Source organism: Bacteroides sp. DH3716P (assembly GCF_025914115.1).
Classification (GTDB): Bacteria; Bacteroidota; Bacteroidia; order Bacteroidales; family Bacteroidaceae; genus Bacteroides; species Bacteroides ovatus.
Genome location: NZ_CP083673.1, coordinates 1,732,130 through 1,758,339 on the forward strand (window position 1 = coordinate 1,732,130; position 26,210 = coordinate 1,758,339).

General features: G+C 42.9%; 17 protein-coding genes. 6 read left to right on the forward strand and 11 right to left on the reverse strand.

Annotation, left to right across the window (positions count from 1 at the left end; all coding sequences use genetic code 11):
- Window positions 1-10: 10 nt before the first annotated feature.
- From KQP79_RS06065 to KQP79_RS06105, 9 genes are all read right to left on the reverse strand, one after another.
- Entirely contained in the window at window positions 11-1,339 is a 1,329-nt protein-coding gene (locus KQP79_RS06065) for an FtsW/RodA/SpoVE family cell cycle protein (protein WP_004309510.1), read from the reverse strand.
- 32 nt (window positions 1,340-1,371) lie between these two features.
- A complete protein-coding gene (murD, locus tag KQP79_RS06070; RefSeq protein WP_061448380.1) occupies window positions 1,372-2,706 on the reverse strand; it encodes a UDP-N-acetylmuramoyl-L-alanine--D-glutamate ligase in 1,335 nt (444 codons plus the stop codon).
- A 141-nt stretch (window positions 2,707-2,847) separates the two neighbouring features.
- A complete protein-coding gene (locus KQP79_RS06075; protein ID WP_004298207.1) occupies window positions 2,848-4,116 on the reverse strand; it encodes a phospho-N-acetylmuramoyl-pentapeptide-transferase in 1,269 nt (422 codons plus the stop codon).
- A 90-nt stretch (window positions 4,117-4,206) separates the two neighbouring features.
- The gene (locus KQP79_RS06080; protein WP_138343118.1) at window positions 4,207-5,655 is read right to left on the reverse strand and encodes a UDP-N-acetylmuramoyl-L-alanyl-D-glutamate--2,6-diaminopimelate ligase; all 1,449 of its coding nucleotides are present in this window, start codon (window positions 5,653-5,655) and stop codon (window positions 4,207-4,209) included.
- A 29-nt stretch (window positions 5,656-5,684) separates the two neighbouring features.
- Window positions 5,685-7,811 carry a penicillin-binding protein gene (locus KQP79_RS06085; RefSeq protein ID WP_004307341.1) on the reverse strand — a complete coding sequence of 709 codons (2,127 nt, stop codon included), beginning with the start codon at window positions 7,809-7,811 and terminating at the stop codon, window positions 5,685-5,687.
- A gap of 76 nt (window positions 7,812-7,887) precedes the next feature.
- Window positions 7,888-8,244 (reverse strand): FtsL-like putative cell division protein, encoded by a 357-nt coding sequence (locus KQP79_RS06090; RefSeq protein ID WP_004298204.1) that lies wholly within the window; start codon window positions 8,242-8,244, stop codon window positions 7,888-7,890.
- 6 nt (window positions 8,245-8,250) lie between these two features.
- A complete protein-coding gene (gene rsmH / locus KQP79_RS06095) occupies window positions 8,251-9,165 on the reverse strand; it encodes a 16S rRNA (cytosine(1402)-N(4))-methyltransferase RsmH (RefSeq protein WP_004309512.1) in 915 nt (304 codons plus the stop codon).
- Window positions 9,152-9,622, reverse strand: coding sequence for a division/cell wall cluster transcriptional repressor MraZ (mraZ, locus tag KQP79_RS06100; RefSeq protein WP_004307337.1), 471 nt, complete (start codon window positions 9,620-9,622; stop codon window positions 9,152-9,154). Before mraZ ends, rsmH begins: the two co-directional genes overlap by 14 nt.
- 395 nt (window positions 9,623-10,017) lie before the next feature.
- Complete coding sequence (locus KQP79_RS06105; RefSeq protein ID WP_004298201.1) at window positions 10,018-10,521, reverse strand: RNA polymerase sigma factor; 504 nt, start codon at window positions 10,519-10,521, stop codon at window positions 10,018-10,020.
- A 259-nt stretch (window positions 10,522-10,780) separates the two neighbouring features.
- On the opposite strand from KQP79_RS06105, the gene KQP79_RS06110 reads away from it, so the two are divergent.
- Window positions 10,781-11,599, forward strand: a complete 819-nt coding sequence (locus KQP79_RS06110; RefSeq protein ID WP_022200120.1) for a 1-acyl-sn-glycerol-3-phosphate acyltransferase — start codon at window positions 10,781-10,783, stop codon at window positions 11,597-11,599.
- 26 nt (window positions 11,600-11,625) lie between these two features.
- A complete protein-coding gene (locus KQP79_RS06115) occupies window positions 11,626-12,642 on the forward strand; it encodes a GNAT family N-acetyltransferase (RefSeq protein ID WP_004309515.1) in 1,017 nt (338 codons plus the stop codon).
- Here KQP79_RS06115 and KQP79_RS06120 read toward each other — a convergent pair.
- Window positions 12,614-13,960, reverse strand: coding sequence for a deoxyguanosinetriphosphate triphosphohydrolase (locus tag KQP79_RS06120; protein ID WP_032846546.1), 1,347 nt, complete (start codon window positions 13,958-13,960; stop codon window positions 12,614-12,616). The two genes, KQP79_RS06115 and KQP79_RS06120, sit on opposite strands and share 29 nt — an antisense overlap.
- A 259-nt stretch (window positions 13,961-14,219) precedes the next feature.
- On the opposite strand from KQP79_RS06120, the gene KQP79_RS06125 reads away from it, so the two are divergent.
- A complete protein-coding gene (locus KQP79_RS06125) occupies window positions 14,220-18,203 on the forward strand; it encodes a two-component regulator propeller domain-containing protein (RefSeq protein ID WP_138343113.1) in 3,984 nt (1,327 codons plus the stop codon).
- Window positions 18,204-18,206: 3 nt separating this feature from the next.
- Here KQP79_RS06125 and KQP79_RS06130 read toward each other — a convergent pair whose 3' ends face one another.
- Window positions 18,207-19,310: a family 43 glycosylhydrolase gene (locus KQP79_RS06130; protein ID WP_061448377.1), complete on the reverse strand. Its 1,104-nt coding sequence runs from the start codon at window positions 19,308-19,310 to the stop codon at window positions 18,207-18,209.
- A 187-nt stretch (window positions 19,311-19,497) separates the two neighbouring features.
- On the opposite strand from KQP79_RS06130, the gene KQP79_RS06135 reads away from it, so the two are divergent.
- From KQP79_RS06135 to KQP79_RS06145, 3 genes are read left to right on the forward strand one after another with little or no spacing between them, the layout of a single operon-like run.
- Window positions 19,498-20,892, forward strand: a complete 1,395-nt coding sequence (locus KQP79_RS06135; protein WP_004309519.1) for an IPT/TIG domain-containing protein — start codon at window positions 19,498-19,500, stop codon at window positions 20,890-20,892.
- An 18-nt stretch (window positions 20,893-20,910) separates the two neighbouring features.
- Window positions 20,911-24,078 carry a SusC/RagA family TonB-linked outer membrane protein gene (locus tag KQP79_RS06140; protein WP_138343114.1) on the forward strand — a complete coding sequence of 1,056 codons (3,168 nt, stop codon included), beginning with the start codon at window positions 20,911-20,913 and terminating at the stop codon, window positions 24,076-24,078.
- A 13-nt stretch (window positions 24,079-24,091) separates the two neighbouring features.
- Window positions 24,092-26,197, forward strand: coding sequence for a RagB/SusD family nutrient uptake outer membrane protein (locus KQP79_RS06145; RefSeq protein WP_004309521.1), 2,106 nt, complete (start codon window positions 24,092-24,094; stop codon window positions 26,195-26,197).
- Window positions 26,198-26,210: the final 13 nt, after the last annotated feature.

Genomic DNA, 26,210 nt, shown 5'->3' on the forward strand with positions numbered 1-26,210 from the left:
TTCTCAACATTTACCGTTCATTGTTTCTGCTATCATGCTCATCTTCAAATTTGGCGTCGCTGTTCAGAATCTGCGCTGTCGGTTCGGCTGCGGCCTGTGCTTCCGAATTGGCTGCGGCATCCGCCTCTATTTGCAGTTGGATCTGTGCATCGTGCGCTTTCTGTTCTTCCAGATGAGCGGTATATCGGCTTACGCTTAATATCATTCCGATATAAGCGCAGTTGATTAACGTACTTGTACCTCCTTTGCTGACCAGAGGCAGGGGCTGTCCTGTGACGGGGAATAACCCGACGGCAACCATCATATTCAGTATTGCCTGTGATACCAACAACAGCGCAATACCCATGACGAGAAAGGCGGGGAAGGTTCGCTCGCACTTTTGGGCGATTCGTCCGGCTCGCATCAGCAACCATAAATAGAGGAACACCACAAATATTCCTCCTACCAGTCCCATTTCTTCAATCACAATCGCGAAGATAAAATCGGAGAATGCCTGGCTAAGGAAGTCGCGTTGTATCGAGTTTCCCGGACCTTTGCCTACTACATGGCTGGTAGCAATAGCGATTCGCGCGTGTGCAATCTGTGCGTCTTTGTCAATATCAAATTTGGCTGCCGGCACTTCTTCTTTCTCAAAGAAACCGGAAACACGATTCTGCCACGTTTCGAAACGGTGAAGTCCCGGAGTGTTGTGCAGTGTTTTGGCGGGAATAGCCATCAGTATGCCTACGGCAACACCGCCTACAAGCCCCAATATCCCCAACATCCCGAACAGTTTCTTGGAAGATATCCGTCCGATGAACATCATCATACATACCACTCCGAACAGCAGCATTGCTGTCGAAAGGTTTTCCGGTGCGATGAGCAGGAATACCAGTCCGGTGAGGATCATGATATATTTAAAGGCATTCGGATTGGCCCCATATTCGTCCTGCCTTTTGGACAGGATGAATGAGACGGCAATGATTACCGCCATCTTTGCCAATTCCGATGGCTGGAATTGCAATCCCATAAAAGTCATCCAACGGGCGGCCCCGTTGACACGGTCGCCTGTGATAATGCCCATCAGCGTGACAAATGCCAGTAGAACCAGAGATACCGGATATAGAAAGACCGGAAATACCTGGAACCATTTGTAGGGAACATTATGCAGAAATACGACTACCACAGCTCCCACCATCAGGATGATGGAGTGTTGCGTAATCGGCCCCCAATGGTCGCCACTTTTGTAAGTCAGCGTCGACGCTGCCGAAAACACCTCGATGATCGAGATGAGGCAGAGACAGAGGAAGATAATCCAGATTACCTTGTCACCTTTGAATATGTTCTTTAATAAATCCAATCTTGCAGAATTTAAAAATAAATAATTAGAAATTAAAGGGTACGGACACATTCTTTAAATTGGTCGCCACGGTCTTCGTAACTCTTGAAGAGGTCGAAAGAAGCGCAGCAAGGACTTAATAATACCGTTTCACCTTTCTTTGCCAGTTTATATGCTGCTTCTACGGCATCTTTCATGCCGGTTTGCACATCGGCTACCGGCAGACCGAAACGGTCGAAGAATTCGTGAAGCTTTTCGTTATGAAGTCCCAGATATACCAGTGCTGAACACTTTTCGCGTACCAGGTCTTCAATTTCAGTATAGTCGTTTCCTTTATCTTTACCACCGAGAATCAATACCGTTTTGGTAGTCATGCTTTGCAGGGCATACCAGCAGGAGTTGACATTCGTGGCTTTAGAGTCGTTAATAAAATCAATTCCGCGCACACGTGCCACCTTTTCCAACCGATGTTCCACTCCCTTGAAATCGGAGAGGGCTTTCCGGATGTTTTCTTTGGCGATGCCGGCAAGGTTTGCCGAGATACCGGCGGCTAAAGAGTTGTACAGGTTGTGTTGTCCTGTCAGGGCCAGTTCCTCTTGCTCCATGTTGAAGGCAATCGGTTCGGTGATTTTCACTTCGTGATCTTCTACGTATGCAATCGCTCCATCCTCTTTTACAGCGGCAAAAGGATACAAGTGAGCTTTCAGACCATGTTTTGCCAGTTCCTGTCTGATGATAGGGTCATCGTTCCAGAAGATGAAAGCATCGTCCGGTGTTTGGTTTTGGGTGATGCGGAATTTAGCGTCGATGTAATTCTGCATACAATGGTCGTAGCGATCAAGATGGTCCGGAGTGATGTTCATCAATACGGCGATGTTCGCACGGAAGTTATACATATTATCCAGCTGGAAAGAGCTAAGTTCGATAATATAGTAATCGTGGTAATCTTCGGCTACCTGCAAAGCAAGGCTTTTGCCGATGTTGCCTGCCAAACCTACGTTCAGACCTGCGCTTTTGAAAATATGGTAGATCAGGGAAGTCGTTGTGGTCTTCCCGTTAGAACCTGTAATACAGATCATTTTGGCATCAGTATAGCGTCCGGCAAACTCAATCTCGGAGATCACCGGTGTGCCTTGAGCTTTCAGTTTCAGGATGATCGGGGCATCATTCGGGATACCGGGGCTTTTGATTACCTCGTCGGCATTCAGAATGAGTTCTTCGGTATGGTGTCCTTCTTCCCAGGCAATCTGATGGCTGTCGAGAAGTTCCTTATACTTGTCCTTGATAGCGGACATGTCCGAAACAAACGTCTCAAATCCTTTGACTTTAGCGAGTACGGCTGCACCTGCGCCGCTTTCGCCAGCTCCTAAAATTACTATTCTTTTCATCTACAATAATGTGCCCTTATTTTCTAATTGATTGATTTATCTATTAGCTGTGCACATCTTTAAAAGTTAATAATCGGGTTAATACTCTCTATCTATAAAACTTGTTTCCCGTATGGAAACTTGGCTCCGGCACCTTGCCGGTTATCTTATTTTAAGCGTTATAATCGTTATTGCTGCCAATACAATCGTTACAATCCAGAACCGGACGGTAATCTTTGATTCATGAAACAGTTGGTCGGGTTTGGTGAATTTCACCGTGCATCCCGGTTCAATCAGGCTCATCGAAGTGCGGAAGTGATCGTGAATCGGTGTACGCTTGAACAATCGCTGTTTCACACCTTTTCGTTTTCCCGCCTTATAATAAGCCCGTTGCAGGATTACCGACAGGTTTTCTACCAGGAATACACCGCAAAGAATCGGTATCAGCAACTCTTTGTGGATGATGATGGCAAACACTGCGATAATACCGCCAATAGTAAGACTGCCTGTATCTCCCATAAATACTTGTGCCGGATAGGCGTTGTACCATAAGAAACCTATCAGTGCACCGATAAAGGCGCAGATATAGATTACGAGTTCTTCCGAGCCCGGAATATACATGATGTTCAGGTAGCCTGCAAATTCGATATGCGATGATACATAGGCCAGTACCCCCAACGTTGCACCGATAATTGCCGAGTTCCCGGCTGCCATTCCGTCCATACCGTCATTCAGATTGGCGCCGTTTGATACGGCGGTAACCACAATGATTGTGACAATGACGAACAATATCCATCCGGCTGTTTGCGCATGTTCTCCCATGAACGAAACCAGATCAGCATAATCAAGGTTGTTGCTCTTGAAAAAAGGAATCGTTGTCTGGGTAGATTTCAGGTCATTCGTTCCGTGTATCACTTCCATCTCCCGTCCCGGATTATGAACTTCGATATTCTCACGGATCACTACGTCCGGACTTAAATACAAGGTCATTCCGACAATTAAACCTAAACCGACCTGACCGATAATCTTGAACTTGCCATGCAAACCCTCTTTGTCTCTTTTGAAGATTTTGATATAGTCGTCTGCGAATCCGAGCGATCCCAACCATACGGTAGTGATCAGCATCAGTATCATGTATATGTTATGCAGTTTACCTAACAATAAACAAGGGATCAGGATGGCTACAATGATGATGACACCTCCCATGCTCGGCACGCCTACTTTATTGACGCCAAACGGGTCGGTTTTAGCATCACGCTGCGTTTCTGTGATTTGTTTCCTTTTGAGTAGGTTGATGAACTTATCTCCCCAGATACTTGAAATAAGTAATGCGAGGATAACCGCCATCAAAGCACGGAATGAAGTATATCCGAACATTCCCGCTCCTGGAAAATTGAGCTTATGTAGCCATTCAAATAGATAGTATAACATAAATAATTTGCCAATTTATTGATGTGTTGTTATGCCGGTTGCTGTCGGATAGATAACGAAGCCGGTCGGCATATTAGCACAGTCTATTCATTATTTAAAAATTTCTTTGAGTACTTCTTTGTCATCAAAATGATGTTTCACTCCTTTTATCTCCTGGTAATTCTCATGTCCTTTTCCGGCAACGAGAATTACATCTCCTTTCTCTGCCAGCATGCAAGCCGTGCGAATTGCTTCTTTACGGTCGGCAATGCTTAGTGTTTTCTTCATATCTTCCGCATCCAGTCCGGCAAGCATGCCATTGATGATGTCTTGCGGCTCTTCAAAGCGCGGATTGTCGGAAGTGATGATGACGCGGTCACTCGCTTTGGCAGCTTCCTTTGCCATGATGGGGCGTTTGCCCTTGTCGCGGTTACCGCCGGCGCCTACCACGGTAATCACTTTTCCTTTTCCTTCAAGCACTCCATGAATAGCGTTCAGTACATTAATGAGAGCATCCGGGGTATGTGCATAATCAACAATCGCCGTAATTCCCTGCGGTGAGCGGACCGCATCGAAGCGTCCGGCTACCGGATGAAGTGTGCTAAGAGCTACAAGCACCTCTTCCTCTTTCTTGCCTAACAGAACTGCCGCCCCGAATACCGCCAATAAATTGGAAGCATTGAACTTTCCGATAAACTGAACTGCCAGTTCATGATTGTTGAAGTCGAGCAGCATCCCTTCGAAATGAGACTCTAATACCCGTCCTTTAAAGTCGCTAAGACTTCTCAATGAATAAGTATAGACCTTCGAACGTGTGTTCTGCGTCATTACCAGTCCGTTTTTATCGTCCAGATTGGTCAGGCTGAATGCATTTTTCGGCAGATCGTCAAAGAATTTCTTCTTCGCTTTCAGATAGTTCTCTACTGTTTTATGATAGTCGAGATGGTCGCGGGTCAGATTGGTAAAGATCCCTCCTGCAAACTTTAGTCCACTGATACGTTTCTGTGCAATCGAGTGGGAGCTGACTTCCATGAAAACATATTTGCATCCTTCATCTGCCATCCGTCCCAACAAACAGTTCAACGTGATTGGATCAGGAGTAGTATGTTCTGTCGGAATCGATTCATCATCGATGTAATTGCAAACGGTAGAAATCAATCCCACCTTATAGCCGAAATAACGGAATGTATTATATAATAAGGTAGCGATCGTTGTTTTTCCGTTCGTCCCGGTAACGCCGACCAGTTTCAACTTGGAAGTCGGGTCTCCGTAGAAGGTAGTGGCAATCTTTCCTACCGCATCTTCGCTGTCTTTTACTCGTACATAGGTGATCCCCGCTACAGGTTCTTCCGGCATATCCTCGCAAAGGATGGCGATTGCTCCTTTTGCGATGGCAGCAGGTATATAAGCATGGCCGTCGGCTTGTGTGCCACGCATTGCCATGAATAGCTGTCCGGCTTCCACTAGACGGGAGTCTATGTTGACACCGGTGATTTCTATGTTTGAATCTCCGGCTACCTCTACCGGTTGGATTGCTTTCAGTAACTCATTTAATAACATCACTCTATTCAATTTTTAATCTTTAATTTTTAATTAAGCGTAAGCGTCACTGTCTGTCCCTTCTTAACAATCGTTCCGTTGGCTATCGACTGGCTTTTTACTTTGCCTACGCCGACCAGATTGACTTTCAATCCTTTGCTTTCCAACAAGTACACAGCGTCTTTCGCTCCCATACCTATCACACTCGGTACAAAATTCTGCATATTGCTCCGGCTCTCAAGAACCACAGCTTGTGGGGCAGAATGGGTATTTCCCCAAACCTCTTTGCCCGAATCAGCGATTTTGCCTTGTACGTTAATCTGCAGCTCTTCCAATACTCGTTGCGCTTCGCGCATCTCTCCGGCTTTTACATTCGGAATGACTACGGAATTAGTATCAATCGCATTGGTCAGCGGTAACCGCAAGTCTTTGGCATACACCCTTTCTGCAATCTTGCTGAACACACTACCTGCCATTAAACCTCCCGAAGCCGGTAATCCTGGTTTCTGGATAGAGACAATCATGCTATATTTAGGTGCTTCTGACGGGAAATACCCGCAGAAACTAACCAGATAATTTGTTCTTCCCGTTTTGTATCCGGCTGCTCCCTGTGAAATCTGCGCCGTTCCTGTTTTTCCTGAAACGTGGAACTGCTTGCTTCCCGCAGGTTTGGCAAGTCCTTCACCAACCACTTTCCGGAGAATCTCACGGATCTGTGCCAAAGTCTTATCCGAACAAATCTTGGGATTGATTACCTCTGTCGGATATTCTTTCACTACTTCCCCGTCCTTCATGGCAGCTTTGACAAACTTCGGACGCACGGTGACTCCGTTGTTGGCTATCCCATTATAGAATGTGAGAATATTGATCGGTGGAACCTGTGTCTCGTAGCCGATACTCATCCACGGCAATGTTGTCTTTGCAAAATAACGTTCTTTCGGGCCGCGTATATTCGGTTTTCCTTCTCCCGCAATCTGCAGGTGTAACGGCTGGTCGATGCTCATCCGTTTCAACCCGTCTACAAATTTCTGCGGGTTGCTGCCGTAGAAATGGTCTATAATATAAGAGGTACCCACATTGGACGAAACCCCTAGAATTTCCGTAACAGTCAGCTTTCCATATCCTCCGCGATGCCAGTTATGGTCTTTCATGACACGTCCATACATCGGCATCTGGCCGTTGCCGGTATCTACCACATAGTCCGGCGTGATCTTTCCGTCTTCAAGAGCTACCATGATAGAGGCCGTTTTGAAAGTAGACCCCGGCTCGAGCATATCACTAATGGCATTGTTGCGCATTTCGTAGTACTCACCGTCTTTGCCTTGCATCATGTTGACGATGGCTTTCACTTCTCCGGTACTTACCTCCATCAATACCACCACACCCACGCTCGCATTCAGCTCTTTCAGCTTATCCACCAACGCCTTCTCGCAAATATCCTGCATACCTACATCGATAGTACTAATCAGATCGCAACCATCAACTGGTGGCACATCGACAATGTTCAGGTATTTGTTCATCACCTTCTGACGGTGTGTCAATCCGTCCCGCCCTTTCAGGATGGTGTCGAAAGCAAGTTCGATACCATTTCTCGCTCCTTTGGCTGTGTCTGCATACACATCTCCCAGTGTACGGGCAGCCAGTGAACCGAACGGTTTCTTACGCTGATTGTAAGCTTGTTCCTTGAATCCGCCTTTATACCGGTTCAAGCAGAATACAGGCAGTCTCTTTACCTCTTTATATTGTATATAGGAGATACGTTTCGGATAAATCAGATAATTGCGGCTTTTTGCCTGGCGTCCTTTCTTGAGGTGTGCCTTGAATTGAGCCGCACTCTTGTCCGGGAATATCTTGTGAAGTCCGATACAGATTGAATCCATATTGGCATTGAGGATGGAATCCCGGCGTGCCTGATCTTTCTGCCTGCGTTTTTCATCCTTTTCACCGGACATAAAGTCCATATATATTCTGTACTCGGGCAGAGAGCTGGCCATCAGTTTACCGTCAGAAGAAATAATGTTTCCACGATTAGGTTTTACCGTCACATTCTCTTTTACGAAACGGTCAGCCACATCCTGCCAGTATTGTCGTTCGGCAAACATGGTGATGCCTGCTTTTACAACAATAGCTACTCCTATCAACGCCATCAATAGGATGACGAAGAAGTAACGGGTCATTATGTTCTTTTTATTAACTGCCACAGTATTTGTCTTTTAAACGCTTAACTATCATTTATCAACTATCCACTATCATCTATTTAATAAGGTAAGGAGGATTGGTTGATGTTTGCAAATCGCTTTCCTTACTCGATATATAATCTTCAATGCGTGACTGGCGGCTCTTTTCCATCAGCTCTGAGCTGCGAGTCAGTGCATCGTATTTAATGTCTGTCAATTCCTTTTTCAGCCGGTCTATTTCGATCTGTTGCTGTTGACTGGCATAACGATTGTGAATGTAGAAGATGATGAATACCATGATAAGTACCAGCAACTTCGTTTGACGGCGGAAAAAATCGGTAGCCAGAATGTCTCCACCCAGAATACTCTTCAGAGAGGTGCGTTTTTTCTTCTTGTCCTCTTCTGCTTTCTTGTTTACTACTTCTTCTTCCATATCTTTTTATTTCTTTTCTGCAATTCGTAATTTGGCGCTTCTCGACCGCGGGTTTCGTTCTATTTCTGCCTCGTCGGGAACGATTACCTTATTGTTGACAAGGCGGAAAGGCGTTTGCAGATTGCCGAAGAAGTCGGTTTCCGCTTTTCCTTCTACATTGCCTGTCTTCATGATGTTTTTCACCATTCGGTCTTCCAGCGAATGATAGGTGATAACTACCAGTCTGCCGCCCGGCTTTAATGCCTCCGTAGCAGCCAGCAACATCTCCTTCAACGCCTCCATCTCTTGGTTTACTTCAATTCGTAGTGCCTGGAACACCTTTGCCAGCTCTTTCTTTTCGCGTTCACGACCGAAAAGCGGTTTGATGATTTCCAAAAACTCACCGATGGTCCGGATATTCTGTCCGCTTCTGGCTTTAACGATGACAGAAGCCAGTTTGCGGCTATTCTTTAGTTCCCCGTACAGGTAGAGGATGTTTGCAAGACGTTCTTCATCATAAGTATTCACGATATCTGCTGCTGTCATACCGGCACGCTTGTTCATACGCATATCCAGTGCCCCGTCAAAACGGAAGGAGAAGCCACGTTCGCTATCATCGAAATGATGGGAAGATACGCCGAGGTCGGCCAGGATCGCGTCTACCTGTTCGATGTCGTGATAACGCAGGAAGTTGTGCAGATAGCGGAAGTTACTGCGCACGAAGATGAAATGAGTATCGTTGACAATGTTCCGTTCAGCGTCCTCGTCCTGGTCGAATCCTAGCAAACGTCCGCCTTCTCCGAGCCGTGAAAGGATCTCGCGCGAATGTCCCGCTCCTCCGAATGTAACGTCTACATACGTTCCATCCGGTTGGATATTCATACCGTCAACGCTTTCTTTCAGCAATACAGGTACGTGATATGTCAATTCATCTTTCTCCATCTTGTCTATTATCATCGTTCATAATTTCTTCTAATGCTGCACCGAACTCTTCGGGTGACATGAAAGGCTGTTCTGCCCGTTCTTTCGCCCAGATCTCTATCTTGTTATCGATGCCGATAAAGCGAATATCCCCATGGATACTGCAAATCTGTAAATACCGTTTCGGAATTAATATGCGCCCGTTGCTATCAGGTGTCACTATTTCAACGTCGCTCACGAATTGCCTGAAAATAAGTTGGTGTTTGCTATTCCATTTGTTAAGTCTACTACGTAGCTCGTTCAACTCCTCGTTCCACACGCTCTCGGGGTATAGGGTTAAACAGTCTTGAAATACGTCTTTACGCATAATAAGCCTCTCTTCGGAAGCGGCTTGTAATTGCTTCCTGAAGGTGGCGGGTATGAACACCCTTCCTTTGGCGTCCGCCCTGGCTTCAATATTTCCTAAAAAACGTATCATTACCTTATTATAATAAGCGACCGTAAAAGTATGAAATTCCCCACAATTCCCCACAACTTTCCATAAAAAACTTTCAGAGAAGTTTTCAACAGAATGTTAAATGTCTATTTGCTTGAAAATGATGTGCCTCCGAGAATGCTTTACTGGTGGGGAGCCCGTGGGCGTAGAACGAAAAAAATGTCTGTATAGGTAAAATTTAAATAATGTGGTGGGGGAGATTCTTTTTCATGCAATAGAGGTTTATCTGACACCCGGGTGTCGGACAACTAATCTTCGCAATAAAAGAAAAGGCAGAATATACCGGAGTATTTCTGCCTTTTAATCATTATCAAAACTAAAAATCTGCATTAAAGAAATATGTGATTCAAAATCACTAAGTTTTATATAGTTAAGGTTTAGCGGAAGTCTTTCAACTCTTCCTGTAATTTCTGGCGCGTGAAGAAAATACGGCTTTTCACTGTACCCAACGGGAGGTTCAGTTTTTCCGCAATTTCACGGTATTTGAATCCTGAAACGTGCATCGCAAACGGAACTCTGTATTCTTTGGGGAGTTTGTTAACTACACGGTGCATCTCTTTCAGGTCGTATGCTCTTTCTGTATTTTCAGAACTTCCATCCTGTGGCAAATTCAGATGATAAAGATTATCAGTCTGGTCGATGAATGTCTGGTCGCGGACTACCTTGCGGTAGTTGTTTATGAATATATTGCGCATGATGGTATACATCCATCCTTTGAAATTTGTATCAGGGGTATATTTATCTTCATTATCTAATGCTTTTAATGATGTCTCCTGCAACAAATCGTTTGCTTCTTCACGGTCAGTTGTCAGTTTATAAGCGAAGCGTAGTAATTCATCTTGTACTCCTACTAAGTCTTTTCTGAAGCTTAAACTTTTCATAATGTGTTGCTTTTTAAAGGTGAATATTCGTTTGTTATTTTCGATGTTGCAAGTTTACATGAATTTTTGAAACCCGGTAGGGGAAAAACTGACGTTTTTTTACCCGAAAACTATCCGCGGATAGTTTTTAGGTCATTTTTGATAGTTTTTGGGTGGTGTTTTTTTATGTTCTGAACTTAAATCCTGCATTTTCTACCAAATTATTGCGATTAATAAAAAAGAACCGTTAATTTTGTGCCATCATTTTTATTTGAAAAGAATGACTGATGACTCTTTATTTTTGATCGATGTCGATAAGATACTTCGGACGAAGGCTCCGAAGCATTACAAGTACATCCCTAAGTTCGTGATTTCTTATCTGAAGAAAATTGTTCATCAGGATGAAATTAATGTATTCCTGAATGAGTCGAAGGATAAACTGGGAGTGGACTTTCTGGAGGCGTGTATGGATTTTCTGGATGCGAAAGTGGACGTGAAAGGCATTGAAAATTTGCCAAAGGATGGTCTGTACACTTTTGTTTCCAATCATCCGTTGGGCGGACAGGATGGTGTTGCGCTTGGTTATGTGTTAGGTAAGCACTATGAGGGGAAGGTGAAATACCTGGTGAATGATTTATTGATGAATCTACGCGGGTTGGCTCCCCTTTGCATACCTATTAATAAAACCGGCAAGCAGGCAAAGGACTTCCCGAAGATGGTGGAAGCCGGATTCCAGTCCGACGATCAGCTGATTATGTTTCCTGCCGGACTGTGCTCGCGCCGTCAGAATGGAGTGATTCGCGACCTGGAATGGAAAAAGACATTTGTAGTAAAGAGCATACAAGCAAAACGTGATGTAATACCCGTGCATTTTGGGGGCAGGAATTCTGACTTCTTTTACAATCTGGCAAATGTTTGCAAGGCACTGGGCATTAAGTTTAACATTGCTATGTTGTATCTTGCGGATGAAATGTTTAAGAATCGCCACAAAACTTTTACTGTCACTTTTGGCAAACCTATACCCTGGCAGACTTTTGATAAATCGAAAACTCCTGCGCAGTGGGCTGAATACGTAAAGGATATTGTTTATAAACTGTAACTGATAGAACAACTATAACAAGGAATATGGAAGAGATTATTAAACCGGTAAGCAAAGAACTGCTAAAGGCAGAATTGACGGAAGACAGACGCTTACGAATGACGAATAAGAGTAATAATCAGATTTATATTATTACTCATCAGAATGCTCCTAATGTAATGAGAGAGATTGGTCGTTTGCGTGAAATAGCTTTCCGTGCTGCTGGTGGAGGTACAGGTCTGTCAATGGATATTGATGAATACGACACAATGGAACACCCCTACAAGCAGTTGATCGTATGGAATCCGGAAGCGGAAGAAATTCTGGGCGGTTACCGGTATCTGCTTGGTACGGACGTGCGTTTTGATGAAAAAGGCGCGCCAATTCTGGCTACTTCCCACATGTTTCATTTTTCTGATGCTTTTATTAAAGAATACCTGCCGCAGACAATTGAGCTGGGGCGTTCGTTTGTTACGCTTGAATATCAGTCTACCCGTGCCGGAAGCAAAGGATTGTTCGCTTTGGATAATCTGTGGGATGGGTTGGGAGCGTTGACCGTGGTTATGCCGAATGTGAAGTATTTCTTTGGCAAGGTGACCATGTATCCTAGCTACCATCGTCGTGGCCGTGATATGATTCTTCATTTCCTCAAGAAACATTTTTATGACCAAGAGAAGCTTGTTACTCCGATTGAACCTCTGCAACTTGAGACTTCCGAAGAAGAGTTGAACGCATTGTTCTGCAAGAATACTTTTAAAGAGGACTATAAGATATTGAATTGTGAAATCCGTAAGTTGGGCTATAATATTCCTCCGTTGGTAAATGCGTATATGAGCTTAAGCCCTACGATGCGTATGTTCGGAACAGCTGTCAATTACGAGTTCGGTGATGTGGAAGAAACCGGTATCCTGATTGCTGTAGACGAAATTCTTGAAGATAAACGAATTCGACACATCCAGACGTTTATTGAAAGCCATCCGGATGCGTTGAGATTGTCTTCTTGTGAAGGGGAAGAAGTGTTTACTCCTAAAGTGGTTACACCGCAGGCAGACTGTTCCCGTTAATTTTACGATAAAGATCAAGAGCAAAGACGTCGGTCATTCCCGATATATAGTCAAGTACCGCCTGTATTCTTTCATAGAGTACGGGCGCTTTTATATTGTATTGACTGGAAACCCGGTCGATCAGGAGTTTGGAATAAGTCTTTTCGGGTGAGGTTACGGCATCTATCATCAATTCGAGCAGGGTGCTGATGATGCGGAATCCCGCCAGTTCAACATCCAGTACGTCCCGTGAACGGTAGATTTTATTGATAGATACTTCGACGCTGTGTTTATAGGCTGCTGCCGGACGCTCGGCTATGCGCTTGATTAGTGATCCTTCGAACGTGCCGGACAGTATTTCTTGTTCATGATCTAAAAAGACACGGGTACACTCCCGGATCAATAAACCGATGACGGAAGAACGCAGGTAGGCGATTTGCTCGTTGACATCATTGACAATCAGGAATGTTTTCCGGAGATGTTCTTGTCGCTCTTCGCTGAAATAGGTCATTAATAGTTCTTTGGTTTCTTCAGTGGTGAGAATCTTCAGTTTATATGCATCCTCAATATCCATCATCTGATAGCAAATATCGTCTGCCGCTTCCACTAAATAGACTAGTGGGTGGCGTGCATACTTCAAAGGATGCTCGTTGAGCAAGGTCAGTCCTAATTCAGTTGCTATTTTTTGGAAACTTTCTTCTTCGCTGACGAAGAATCCAAACTTCGATTTGGTTCTTGCAAGGCTCGATGAAAAGGGATATTTTACGATAGAAGCCAGAGTGGTGTATGTCAGGACGAATCCGCCTTTGCGACGTCCTTCAAACTGATGTGTCAGTATTCGGAACGCATTTGCATTTCCTTCAAAATGTGTCAAATCTTCCCATTCCATCGGAGACAGTTGCTCGCCGTTCGGCTGCTTTTCTTTCAGACGAACTCCTTTTCCTTCAGAGAAAAAGGTAGAAATAGCCTTTTCACCTGAATGACCGAAGGGCGGATTACCCAAATCGTGTGCCAGGCAAGCGGCCGAGACGATAGAACCAATCTCCGGCAGAAAAGAATCTTGAAGTTCCGGATGACGTTCCAGAAGTGCTTTGGCAACATCGTCCCCGAGTGAACGGCCAACGCTGGCTACTTCGAGACTGTGCGTAAGTCGGTTGTGTACAAAAACGCTGCCCGGAAGAGGGAATACTTGCGTCTTGTTCTGTAATCTGCGGAAAGGAGCCGAAAAAATGAGACGGTCATAGTCCCGCTGGAATTCGGATCGGTTTTCCTGTCGTTCTTCATGGAATTCTTCCATCCCGAAACGTTTCGCTGATATTAGTTGTTTCCAATTCATCATTTTTATTTACGATTTAACGATTTGCGATTTGATGATTGATGAATGTGTCAATTGACAGTTGGTACATTAGCACCTCGCCTTATTAGCACATTATTTATTATTTAACTGCAAACTTAACTATTTTTCAGTTCAAAATGTGTATTTTCGCTTGTTAAATCTGCTGTCCGAGATATTTGTCGTTAAAGATAAAATAGGTTCGGGGTTTTGACTGAATCGGCGGTAGACTTGATCTGGATTAATCTTTTTACTTCTTATTTATATGAAAAAACAGGTTACAGCCTTTATCTGTATAATCGTTTTCAATTTTGAAGCCATATTCGCTTCTACTGATTTCTCTTTTAAAAGGTATCAGGTGGAAGACGGACTTTCGCACAATACGACTTGGTGTTCGATTCAAGATAGCTATGGCTTTTTGTGGATTGGCACAAGTGATGGAATGAATTGTTATGATGGTTGTGGCAACAGGGTGTATCGGAATGCTTTGAATAATAAATATTCTTTGGGTAATAATTTCGTCAGTTCCCTTTTGGAAGAAGGGGAAAATATCTGGGTAGGAACAAATTCGGGACTTTATATCTATGACCGTTCTACTGACCGCTTTTCTTATTTTAATGAAACAACACGGTATGGCGTATTTGTCAGTAGTGAGGTGAAGAAAATCATAAAAACTCAAAGCGGTTTGATTTGGATTGCTACGTTGGGGCAAGGTGTGTTTATTTATGAACCAGTGACAGGTGTGCTGACACAGAATAGTATTCATACTTCTTTTGTTTGGGATATCTGTCAGAGTGCAGATTCCCGTATTTATGTTTCTTCAATGCAGGAAGGACTATTTTGTTTTGATGAGAAGGGAACCTTTCTGCAAAATTATCCGGTTCTGTCAGATTCAAACATAGGCAGTCAGAGAATCAATTGTCTCTATAGTATTAAGAATGAAATATGGTTTGGCGTAGGTACTAATTTATTAGGTTGTTATCAGGAAGGAAGCCCGGATTTGAAAATTTATGATGCGTCTGCACAGAATTTCGGTGCTATTCTCTGTTTGCTGGATTATAACGAAAAAGAATTGTTAGTTGGTACGGATAATGGACTGTATCTGTTCAATCGCGACCTTAAAACATTTCGTAGAGGCGATTCTCCCTTTGGCTTGCGGGCATTGGGCGATCCAACTGTTAATGCAATGATGTGGGATGCCGAAGGTACACTTTGGGTGATGACTAACTCCGGCGGAGTGAGTTACATGACTAAGCAATTGAAGCGTTTTGATTACTATTCCCTTATCTCATTATCAGGTACATTAGAGCTTGGCAGGGAGATCGGCCCTCTTTGTGAAGACCAGAATGGAAATATCTGGGTGGGAACCCGGAACGGGTTATGTTTTTTCAATACACAAATTCATTCACTTTCGGAGTATACTTTAAAGAATGTGGATGCGAGATATAACATTCGTAGCTTGCTGCTAGATGGCGACCGCCTTTGGATAGGAACCTATGCGGAAGGGTTGCATGTGCTAAACCTGAAAACTGGAGCAGTAAAGAGTTATGTCCATTCTCGCGATATTCCCTATACAATTTGTAGTAATGATGTCTTGAGTCTCTTTAAAGACCGAAAAGGAGATGTTTTTGTAGGAACAAGTTGGGGCTTATGTCGTTACAATTCGCAATTGGATAATTTTGTGACAATCATTCATGTCGGCTCTATGGCTTCTGTAACTGATATTTATGAGGATATGTACAATAATCTTTGGGTTGCGACCTCAAATAGTGGTGTCTTTCGTTATAATACAGTGAACGATCGTTGGGAACATTTTGAACATATACGTGAAGATACAACAACTATTACCAGTAATTCTGTGATTACATTGTTTGAAGATATGAAAGGAACAATGTGGTTTGGAACCAATGGAGGAGGATTATGCTCATTCTCCAAAGATACGGAGACTTTCATTGACTTCGACCCGGAAAATACATTGTTGCCTAATAAGGTAATTTTCTCTATAGAACAGGATCGGACCGGTGATTTTTGGATTTCCTGTAATGCCGGATTATGCCGCATTAATCCCGTGTCTCAAAAGAACTTTCATTTATTTACCGTAAATGATGGTTTGCAAGGTAATCAGTTTACTGCACAGTCTTCATTGAGATCGTCCACAGGGAAGTTCTATTTTGGAGGAATCAATGGTTTCAATGTATTTGAACCGGGGCAGTTTACGGATAATACCTATCTTCCCCCTGTTTATGTTACTGATATTAGTTTCCCTTATTTGGCAGATGAACAAGAAGTGAAACGGCTGCTTCGTTTAGATAAGCCCTTCTATAAAGCGGATAAGATCCAATTACCCTATACAAATAATAGTTTTACAGTACGTTTTGTAGCACTTAGTTATGAAGATCCACACAGAAATCGTTATACTTATATGTTGAAAGGTATTGATAAGGAGTGGATACATTCATCTAATAATACGGCCTCATACACTAATCTTCCAGCTGGGGAATATGAGTTTTTAGTTTGTGGCTCTAACAATGACCATCACTGGAATGAGAAAGCGGCTTCCTTATGGATTGTGATAACTCCGCCCTGGTGGCGGACTAGTGTCGCTTATTTTATGTATATACTATTATTTCTGTGTACAGCTTGCTATATTGGTTGGCGTTGGAATCTCTATGTCAAGCGTAAATATAAACGTCGTATGGAGGATTATCAGGTTGCCAAGGAAAAAGAGATGTATAAATCGAAAATCAATTTTTTTATCAATCTGGTACATGAAATACGTACTCCTCTTAGTCTGATTCGGCTCCCTCTGGAAAAGTTGAGGGAAGAGGAAAAAGAAGAAAGAAAAGAAAAATACCTTTCGGTGATGGATAAGAATGTAAATTATCTGTTGGGAATAACGAATCAGTTACTTGATTTTCAGAAGATGGAGAGTGGAGCATTGCAACTTAGCATGAAGGAGTGTAGTATTAATGCGTTGGTGAGTGATATATTCAATCTGTTCAATGGTTCTGTAGATTTGCAAGGGTTAACAATCTGTCTTAGTTTACCTCCTGAAGAAATTAGTGTGATGATTGATTCGGAGAAAGTTAGTAAAATTTTGGTAAACTTGGTAGGAAATGCTATTAAATATGCAAAATCTCAAGTCGAGATGCGGCTAATATTATTGGGCGATAGGGTAAATATAATAGTGAGTGATGATGGCCCCGGAGTCCCTGAAGGTCAGCAAAATAAGATATTTCAGGCTTTCTATCAATTGCCGGATGATCCGGTGGCAACGTCTACAGGTACAGGGATTGGTTTGGTATTTGCCAAATCTTTGGCAGAAGCTCATCATGGAACTTTATCATTAGAAAATAGGATGGAAGGTGGTTCCTCATTTATATTGTCTTTGCCGTTGGAAACAGTAGTAATGGAAAGTATTCCGAATGAATTTGCTGAAATGCAGATGATAGATGTGGAAGGAAAAAAAATGCCGGATTCGGAGTTTGGAAATAAGAGATTCATTGTTTTATTGGTGGAAGATAATGTCGAGTTATTAAATTTGACCAGAGAATCTCTAAGTGATTGGTTTAAAGTTTTTTCTGCCTGCAATGGAAAAGAAGCACTGGAAATACTTTCACGTGAGAGTATTGATGTCATTGTAAGTGATATTATGATGCCCGAAATGAATGGTCTTGAACTATGCAACTATATAAAATCAGATCTAGTTTACTCTCATATTCCCGTTATCTTGTTGACAGCGAAGACAACGTTAGACTCAAAAGCGGAAGGTTTTGAAAATGGTGCTGATGCATATATTGAGAAACCATTCTCTATTAAGCAGCTCCATAAACAAATCGAAAACTTATTAAAACTGCGACTGGCCTTCCATAAGTTGATGATTAATCTTTCTGGAAGTCCGACTTCTTCATTGGCGGATTTTGCTCTTTCACAAAAAGATGTAGAATTTATAGAGAGGGTAAATACGATTTTGTCGGAACTGCTTGCTGATGAGAGTTGCTCGATAGATTTGTTAGCAGAGCAGATGAATATGAGTCGTTCTAATTTTTCCCGGAAGATAAAGGCTCTGTCTGGTATGCCGCCTCATGATTATATAAAGAACTTTCGGTTGAATAAGTCGACTGAACTAATCATGAGTGGTATACGAATAGCTGAAGTTGCCGAACAGTTAGGGTTTACTACTTCTTCGTATTTTGCAAAGTGTTTTAAAGAAAAGTTTGGGGTATTACCGAAAGATTATAAAGGATAACAGCTAGTTCCTATCACTCGTGGGGGTGCCAGACGGCTTTTGAAGCAGGGTGCTTTCCTTTTGGGGGATTCCTAAAATGGGAATTCCATTTTCATCCCATTCTATCTTTTGTATGCGTGTTGTCCGACCGTCCAAAACGAACATGTCACGAAGGGCATTTCGAGCGTGGTAAAGTATATACCATTCTTTCTTGTCGGGTGAAGGTATGAAACACAGGCTACCGGGGCCATACACATGATTCTCTGGTGCTTGTTTGAATACAGGTTCCAGAGATTTCTTCCATGAATTCGGGTTGAGAAGATCGCTGTTAGCATCAGCTGTTAATAACCCTACACAATAATAAGGTGTCCAGTTACCGCTTGCAGAGTAATATATTAATAATTTGTCTTTGTTTTTGGAACGGAAAAATTGTGGAGCTTCATTCACATGAATAGGATAACCGGTTTTATTGCCATCTACACTGATCCATTGACATTCCCATTCGTATTCAGGTTTGGATATTAATATACGGTCTGAGGCTAGTGTCCATGGATTTTTCATTTCAGCGATATAGATACATTGGGTTTCTTGATAAATTCTTCTGGTTTCCCATCCGCACCAGATTAGATAACGTTTGCCATTATGCTCGAAAGGATTAGCATGAATAGCCAAGTTATTATTTTTATCGGTCGATATTCTTCCTTTCATGACAAACTCTCCTTTCATGGGATCGGGAGATTCATTTTCTAGCACATATATCTGACGATTGTCTATATTACCATCATCAGCAGCGCAATAGATATACCATTTATTGTCCATATAGTGTATCTCTGGTCCCCAAAGATGAGATATACCCGAGGCATTTTGGGGCGAATATACGTTTTTTTTTGCTGCTTCTGCCAGTTGTGTAATATCGTCAGTTTCCCATAATATGATACAGTCTGCTAAACTTTGAGTATAGTAATATTTTCCTTCATGAAAGATGGCCCATGGCTCGGATCCTCCACCTATGACAGGATTTGTGTAGAAAAGTGTAGAGTCAATGCCTGTTTGTTTATCAGTCTTTTTGCTTTGGCATGATAGACAAACGATAAGCAATATTAAAAATAAGCAATTTTGAAATTTCATAGTGCTTTCTTTGCTAAGATACTTGCAAAGAAAGCACAAATTATTTAATTCTGGAGCTGTTTGATTAGTTTTTATTGTTTGTTAGTTAGGAATTAGCCTATAATTAATACCCTCCTTTCTATATTTGCAATTAATAAACCTTTGGATCCATTGGCTATTAAATCTTATATTAACTAAATTTATTATTATGATGAACAGGAAAGGAAAAAGAATGAATGTTGTTAAGGCATTTTGTTTATTTACTTTGCTTGGGTGCTTCATTGGCTGTAAAGACGATGAAAAGAAGAAAGAGCAATCTTTTAATAACGATTTGCCTATTGAAATTGTGGGTTTTGAACCTCAAGAAGTTACTTCGCGCACGCAACTCCTTATCTATGGAAAAAATTTCGGAGATGACCCCTCTTTGATTCACTTGAAATTAGGAGGTGTGGATACAAAAGTGGTGGGTTGTAACAATGAATGTCTATATTGTATGGTTCCTCGTAATTCGAATAAGGGAACTATCGAGATTTCTATTGGTGATCAGACCGCTATGGCTAACGATCGATTTACTTATATCTCGAATACACAGGTTACTACATTGTGTGGCTATGTAGACGAGACTGGACGTTATGAAGTAAAAGACGGTTCGTTCGACGAATGTGGCTTGAATTGCCCGGCTTGGTTAAGTATTGATCCTCAAAATCCGAACCATATTTATATGATTGAAGAGGCGAATAGTATCCGTTTGATAGATGTGGAAGCGAAAAAAATGTCTACTGTTATAACGGTGGGGCAGATGAATATAACGAGTCCGCGTACTTTGAGTTGGAGTCTGACCGGTGATACTCTATTTGTGAATAACTGGGCAGATTGGGAAGCAGCTCCGATTTCTATTGTTATGCTTTTGAGAAAAGAAGAATTTAAGAAGCCACATGTACTTCTTTCTGGTCGTAATCATATTATTGCGGCAATTACCCATCCAAAAACTGGTGATATATACTTTACTCAAGAATCTGGTGGTGGCGTTTATCAGTATAGTATATCAACGGGAGAGGTGGAACAAATGTTTACGATAGGAGGATCTTGGATATGGGTATATCCTTATTTTCATCCGTCGGGCGACTTTGCCTATATCCTTCGGCCGCGTGAAGGTACTATTTTAAAATCTAAGTTTGATAAAGAAACCAATCAGTTGGAAGCTCCCTCTGTTTTTGCGGGAAACTGGAATTGGGGGCATAGAGAAGGGGTAGGAACCAATGCTAATATGGGAGTTTTGTGGCAAGGAGCTTTTGTGAAAAATGAGGAATATGCGAATCAACATAAGGAGGACATATATGACTTTTATGTAGCTGACGGAGAGTTATGGGGCACACATCCGGGTGATTTGATATGGCGGGTCACTCCTACAGCTGAAGTTATCCGCTATGCCGGTCGTGGAAGCACGGCCATGGATGGTAACCATTGGGGCTATGTGGACGGTGATTTGCTTAAGGAAGTTCGGTTCAATGGTCCGCACAGTATTGCATTCGATGAAGAAAATAAAATCTTTTATATAGGTGATCAGTATAACCACCGTATTCGTCAGATTATTGTTGAATAATAAAATATCCTGTAAATTATGAAACAAAAACTATGGGCTATCATAGCTTTTCTATATTGTTTTATGTTAGGAATAACTGCCCAGCAGAATAACCAAAAACAAATTGTGGTGTCCGGTGTAGTGACCGATGCCAATAATGAACCGTTGATTGGTGCTAATGTGACGGTGAAGAATGTGCCGGGATTAGGTGCTATCACTAATATTGATGGAAAATATACCATTAAGATGCAACCCTACAACCGCTTGGTGTTCTCCTACATCGGTTATGAGACTCAAGAGATTTTAGTGAAAGAGGAACATACTGTCAATGTGGTGATGAAAGAGAATAAGGAGACAGCCTTGGATGAGGTAGTCATCACTGCTACCGGTGCGCAGAAGAAGTTGACAGTGACGGGTGCAGTTACTACCGTCAATGTAGACCGGTTGAAGGCGTCACCTTCGGGTAGCATTTCCAACTCACTGGCAGGAAACGTAGCGGGTGTGATAGCCCGTCAGACTACTGGCCAGCCGGGAAAGAATGTTTCTGAATTTTGGATTCGCGGTATCTCTACCTTTGGGGCCGGGGCAGGTGCATTAGTTTTGGTGGACGGATTTGAACGTGACATGAATGAACTGAACTACGAAGATATTGAATCGTTCACCGTGTTGAAAGATGCTTCCGAAACTGCCATTTACGGTTCGCGCGGTGCTAACGGTGTGGTATTGATTACCACTCGCCGTGGTAAGGTAGACAAGATTACCATTGATGCCAAGGTAGAGACCATGTACAACACCCGTACTTTTACGCCTGACTTTGTGGATGGCATTACCTACGCCTATATGGCGAACGAGGCACGCCGTACGCGCAATCTCGATCCTATCTACACCGGCAACGAGCTGAAAATCTTGAAACAGGGTCTCGACCCCGACTTGCTACCCAATGTAGACTGGATGGACGAATTGCTGAAGAAAGGTGCTATGAGTTATCGTGCCTCGTTGAATTTGAGTGGTGGTGGAGAGAATGCACGCTATTTCGTTTCTGCCAGTTATCTCGATGAAGGCGGTATGTATAAGGTGGACAAGTCTTTGAAAGACTATAACACCAACAGTAACGCCAAACGTTGGAACTATCGTATGAATGCGGATATCAATATTACCAAGACTACCCTTTTGCAGGTGGGTATCGGTGGTGCGTTGAAGAAGATGAACGAATCGGGCTTGACTTCGGATCAAATTTGGACCAGTCTGTTGTTTCAGACTCCCACTAGTATGCCCAAAATGTATTCCAACGGTTACGTGCCAACTAATGCGGATGGTAACCTTAATCCTTGGGTGGCATCTACTCAATGTGGATACAACGAACAGTGGTGGAACAATATTCAGACCAACGTCACTTTGAATCAAAAATTGGACTTCATCACCAAAGGATTGAATTTTGTGGGACGTTTCGGCTTTGATACAGATAACTACAATTATATCCGCCGTTTCAAATGTCCTGAGTTATGGAGTGCTGACCGTTATAGAAAGGATGACGGTTCCATCAACTTCACCCGCCAAAAGAAAGAGCAGGTGATGGATCAGACTTCAGGCAATAGTGGAGAGCGCAAAGAATATTTTGAAGCGGAACTTCAGTATGCCCGCAATTTCAAGGGACATATGCTGAACGGAACATTGAAATACTCGCAAGACTCCAAAGTGAGAACACAGGAAATCGGTAAAGAAATCGTCAATTCGCTTCCTTTCCGTCATCAAGGGTTGGCCGGTCGTATTGCCTACAACTGGAACTATCGTTATTTCTTGAACTTTAACTTTGGCTATACTGGTTCAGAAAACTTTGCTTCTGGTCATCAGTTTGGTTTCTTTCCCGCCTATTCGACTGCCTGGAACATCGCCGAAGAACCCTTTGTCAAGAAGAACCTGAAGTGGATGAATATGTTTAAAGTGCGCTATTCGTGGGGTAAAGTAGGCAACGATAAAATGTATGAGCCCAATGGTGTACAGATACGTTTCCCTTATCTCTACACAATAGGTTATGGCGGTGCCCCTGCTAATATTTGGGGAGATAATAACGGATATTATTCTGCGTTTGGAGGATATAACTGGGCGGATTATGGCTATGGAAGTCTTGGTACTACTCTTTTTCAAGGTTTGCGCTATACATCGTATGCTAACCCGGGTGTGACTTGGGAGATCGCCACCAAACATGATGTAGGTTTGGACATGAGCATCTTTGATGACAAATTCATGCTGACTGTGGATTATTTCCAGGAAAAGCGTAAAGGCATCTTTATGTATCGTAATTTCTTGCCTGCTACCGCCGGTATTGAGGGCGGGATGACCAATCCGAGAGCTAATGTGGGCGCAGTATTCTCTAAAGGTGTCGACGGTAACATGACCTACAAGCAACAGATTGGCAAAGTGCTTTTGACTGCACGTGCTAATGCCACGCTCTCAAAGAACGAAGTGAAGGAAAAAGATGAACAAGAGAACATTTATCCTTATAGGATGGAGCGTGGCTACCGTGTCAACCAGGCTAAGGGACTTATTGCATTGGGCTTGTTCAAGGATTACGATGACATCCGTAATAGCCCCAAACAGACTTTTGGCAATTATATGCCGGGCGACATCAAGTATAAGGATGTCAATGGCGATGGTATCATCGACGACCAAGATCAAGTGGCTGTGGGGGCTACTACCGTACCCAACTTGGTATATGGTATAGGTGTCTCCGCACAGTGGAAAGGTTTGGATGTGAATGTCCATTTCCAAGGAGCCGGGAAGTCTTCTTTCTTTATTGATGGAGAGGGGGTGCGTCCTTTTGCTAGTGGCAACCGGGGTAATTTCTATCAGGAAGTAATAGACGGACGTTGGATTTCAAAAGAAGAATCGGGCACAATAGCTACGGAAAATCCGCATGCCAAATATCCTCGCTTGAGCTATGGCTACAACGACAACAACAACCGCAACTCATCTTACTGGTTGCGCAATGGGTCTTATCTGCGTTTGAAAACGCTGGAAGTGGGCTACACACTGCCCAAAAAGATCGTAAATAGAATCCACTTCAACAACATTCGTATCTACATGATTGGCACCAACCTGATTACGTGGTCGAAGTTCAAGATGTGGGATCCGGAAATGAACAGCAGTAATGGTGCAACCTATCCGTTGGCCAAGTCTGTCACTGTGGGATTAAATGTTAACTTATAACAAAATGAAAGATATGAAATGGTTATATAATATGGTTATCACGTTTTTTGCTGCTGGCTGTTTGACGGCATGTAGTGATTATTTGGAGGTAGATTCCAATTTCAAAGACCGCTTGACAATTGAAAAAGTATTTACTGATAAGGATTATACGGATGCGTGGCTTTCCAATACTTATTCTTATCTGCGAGGCCAAAATCAAGATGTGGGTGGAAAAGAGAGCGTGCCTACGAATTTTGCCGATGACATTTATTGGGCGGATTGGAATAATGAGGGAAATGGTAAATATACCAATGGTAGTTATTATTCTTTTTTCAGAAATGTGGAATACAATGAAAATTGGTATCAGGATTCTTATAAAGCGAGTTATTTAGGAATCAACAAGGCCTGTGTTTTCTTGAATAATATCCACATGAACCAACAACTCACAGACGAAGAACGGGCTGATTATGCGGCACAGGCACGTTTTGTCCGCGCTTATTACTATTGGTTGCTGTTACGCAAATACGGTCCAATCCCTTTGATTCCTGATGAAGGTGAAGACTATATGCAGGACTATGATGGCTTGGCTCGTCCGCGCAACACCTACGATGAGTGTGTGGAATACATCACTTCCGAATTGGTGAAAGCGGCACAAGATCTTCCGTTGGAACGTGGAACCAACAACATCGCACGTCCCACCCGGGGCGCTGCTTTGGCTGCTCGTGCTAAAGTCCTCTTGTATGCCGCCAGTCCGCTAATGAATGGCAATACTGACTCTTATGCGCAGCAAATGGTAGACGACAAAGGTAACAGACTTCTTGCTGCTGAATACGATGAATCGAAATGGGCTAAAGCTGCCGCTGCCGCCCGAGACGTAATGGAATTACCGGGAAATAATGATGGTCATCGCTACCAATTGTATGTAAAGAGCCGCATTACAAGCGGAACCGAAGATTATCCGGAAACAATAGAACCGTTTAAGGATAGAAATTTCTCGGAAAACAACTGGCCATACGGATATGCGGACATTGATCCGTTTGAGTCATATCGTTCCGTCTTCAATGGCGAACTCTCTGCTTATGAAAATCCGGAGTTGATTTTTTCGCGTGTGGATAATATAACTGTTGATAATTCATCAGGAGGAATCACTTCACCGGATGCTATTGCAAATATGGTGCTTCACCAATTGCCTACACTGGCCGGAGGTTGGGGTGTTCACGGAATGACTCAAAAGCAGTGTGACGCGTATTATATGAATGATGGTACGGATTGTCCGGGTAAGGATAAAGAGATTGGAAGAGGAGATGGAAGCAGCCGGCTAACCGGTTACGTGACTTCTGATGATGTGGATGCCGGTCGTTACAAACCGCTGCGTGCAGGTGTGTCTTTGCAATATGCTAACCGTGAGCCTCGTTTCTATGCGTCAGTTGGTTTTAATGGCAGTGTATGGAATATGACTTCATTAGGTAACAAGCAAGGAGCTACCCAGCCTAATCAGCAAGTTTGGTACTATCGAGGGACTTCAGAAGGATATAATGGTGGTAATCGTATATTTACAGGTATCGGCATCAAGAAATATGTGAATCCTTATGATGCCAAATATCAGAATGAGCTTTTGTACAGACAAAAAGCAGAACCGGCTATTCGTTATGCAGAAATTTTATTGATTTATGCCGAAGCGTTGAATGAATTGGGAGAGGGAGCAAGCTACGACATCCCTTCTTGGGATGGAAGTATCACCTATACAGTTAGACGTGATGTGGAAGAGATGAAGAAAGGTATTCAGCCTGTTCGTATTCGGGCCGGTGTTCCTGATTATTCACCTACAGAATATCAGAATCAGGATGTTTTCCGAAAGAAGCTGAAACGCGAACGTCAGATTGAGTTGATGGGCGAGAATCATCGTTATTATGATTTGAGACGCTGGAAGATAGACGCTCCTTTAGAGGAAGAAACGTTGATTTACGGATGTAATATGCTGATGGATGACGGTCATAAAGCTCTATTCCATACACCTGTGGCTATTATGTCATTGCCTGTTCGCTTTGTGGAGAAAAGCTATTTCTGGCCATTTAGTCATGAACAGTTGCAACGTAACAAGCGTCTGACGCAAAACCCGGGATGGACTTATTATGATTAATCTTTATATGACA

Coding starts and splice junctions, on each gene's coding strand:
- KQP79_RS06105 (WP_004298201.1), bottom strand. CDS start 10,521: ATGAAAAGTTTAAGCTTCAGAAAAGACTTAGTAGGAGTACAAGATGAA.
- KQP79_RS06140 (WP_138343114.1), top strand. CDS start 20,911: ATGAAACAAAAACTATGGGCTATCATAGCTTTTCTATATTGTTTTATG.
- KQP79_RS06145 (WP_004309521.1), top strand. CDS start 24,092: ATGAAATGGTTATATAATATGGTTATCACGTTTTTTGCTGCTGGCTGT.
- KQP79_RS06090 (WP_004298204.1), bottom strand. CDS start 8,244: ATGGAAGAAGAAGTAGTAAACAAGAAAGCAGAAGAGGACAAGAAGAAA.
- rsmH (WP_004309512.1), bottom strand. CDS start 9,165: ATGGAGAAAGATGAATTGACATATCACGTACCTGTATTGCTGAAAGAA.
- KQP79_RS06085 (WP_004307341.1), bottom strand. CDS start 7,811: ATGACCCGTTACTTCTTCGTCATCCTATTGATGGCGTTGATAGGAGTA.
- KQP79_RS06120 (WP_032846546.1), bottom strand. CDS start 13,960: ATGATGAATTGGAAACAACTAATATCAGCGAAACGTTTCGGGATGGAA.
- KQP79_RS06115 (WP_004309515.1), top strand. CDS start 11,626: ATGGAAGAGATTATTAAACCGGTAAGCAAAGAACTGCTAAAGGCAGAA.
- mraZ (WP_004307337.1), bottom strand. CDS start 9,622: ATGATACGTTTTTTAGGAAATATTGAAGCCAGGGCGGACGCCAAAGGA.
- KQP79_RS06125 (WP_138343113.1), top strand. CDS start 14,220: ATGAAAAAACAGGTTACAGCCTTTATCTGTATAATCGTTTTCAATTTT.
- KQP79_RS06130 (WP_061448377.1), bottom strand. CDS start 19,310: ATGAAATTTCAAAATTGCTTATTTTTAATATTGCTTATCGTTTGTCTA.
- KQP79_RS06080 (WP_138343118.1), bottom strand. CDS start 5,655: ATGTTATTAAATGAGTTACTGAAAGCAATCCAACCGGTAGAGGTAGCC.
- KQP79_RS06135 (WP_004309519.1), top strand. CDS start 19,498: ATGATGAACAGGAAAGGAAAAAGAATGAATGTTGTTAAGGCATTTTGT.
- murD (WP_061448380.1), bottom strand. CDS start 2,706: ATGAAAAGAATAGTAATTTTAGGAGCTGGCGAAAGCGGCGCAGGTGCA.
- KQP79_RS06110 (WP_022200120.1), top strand. CDS start 10,781: ATGACTGATGACTCTTTATTTTTGATCGATGTCGATAAGATACTTCGG.
- KQP79_RS06075 (WP_004298207.1), bottom strand. CDS start 4,116: ATGTTATACTATCTATTTGAATGGCTACATAAGCTCAATTTTCCAGGA.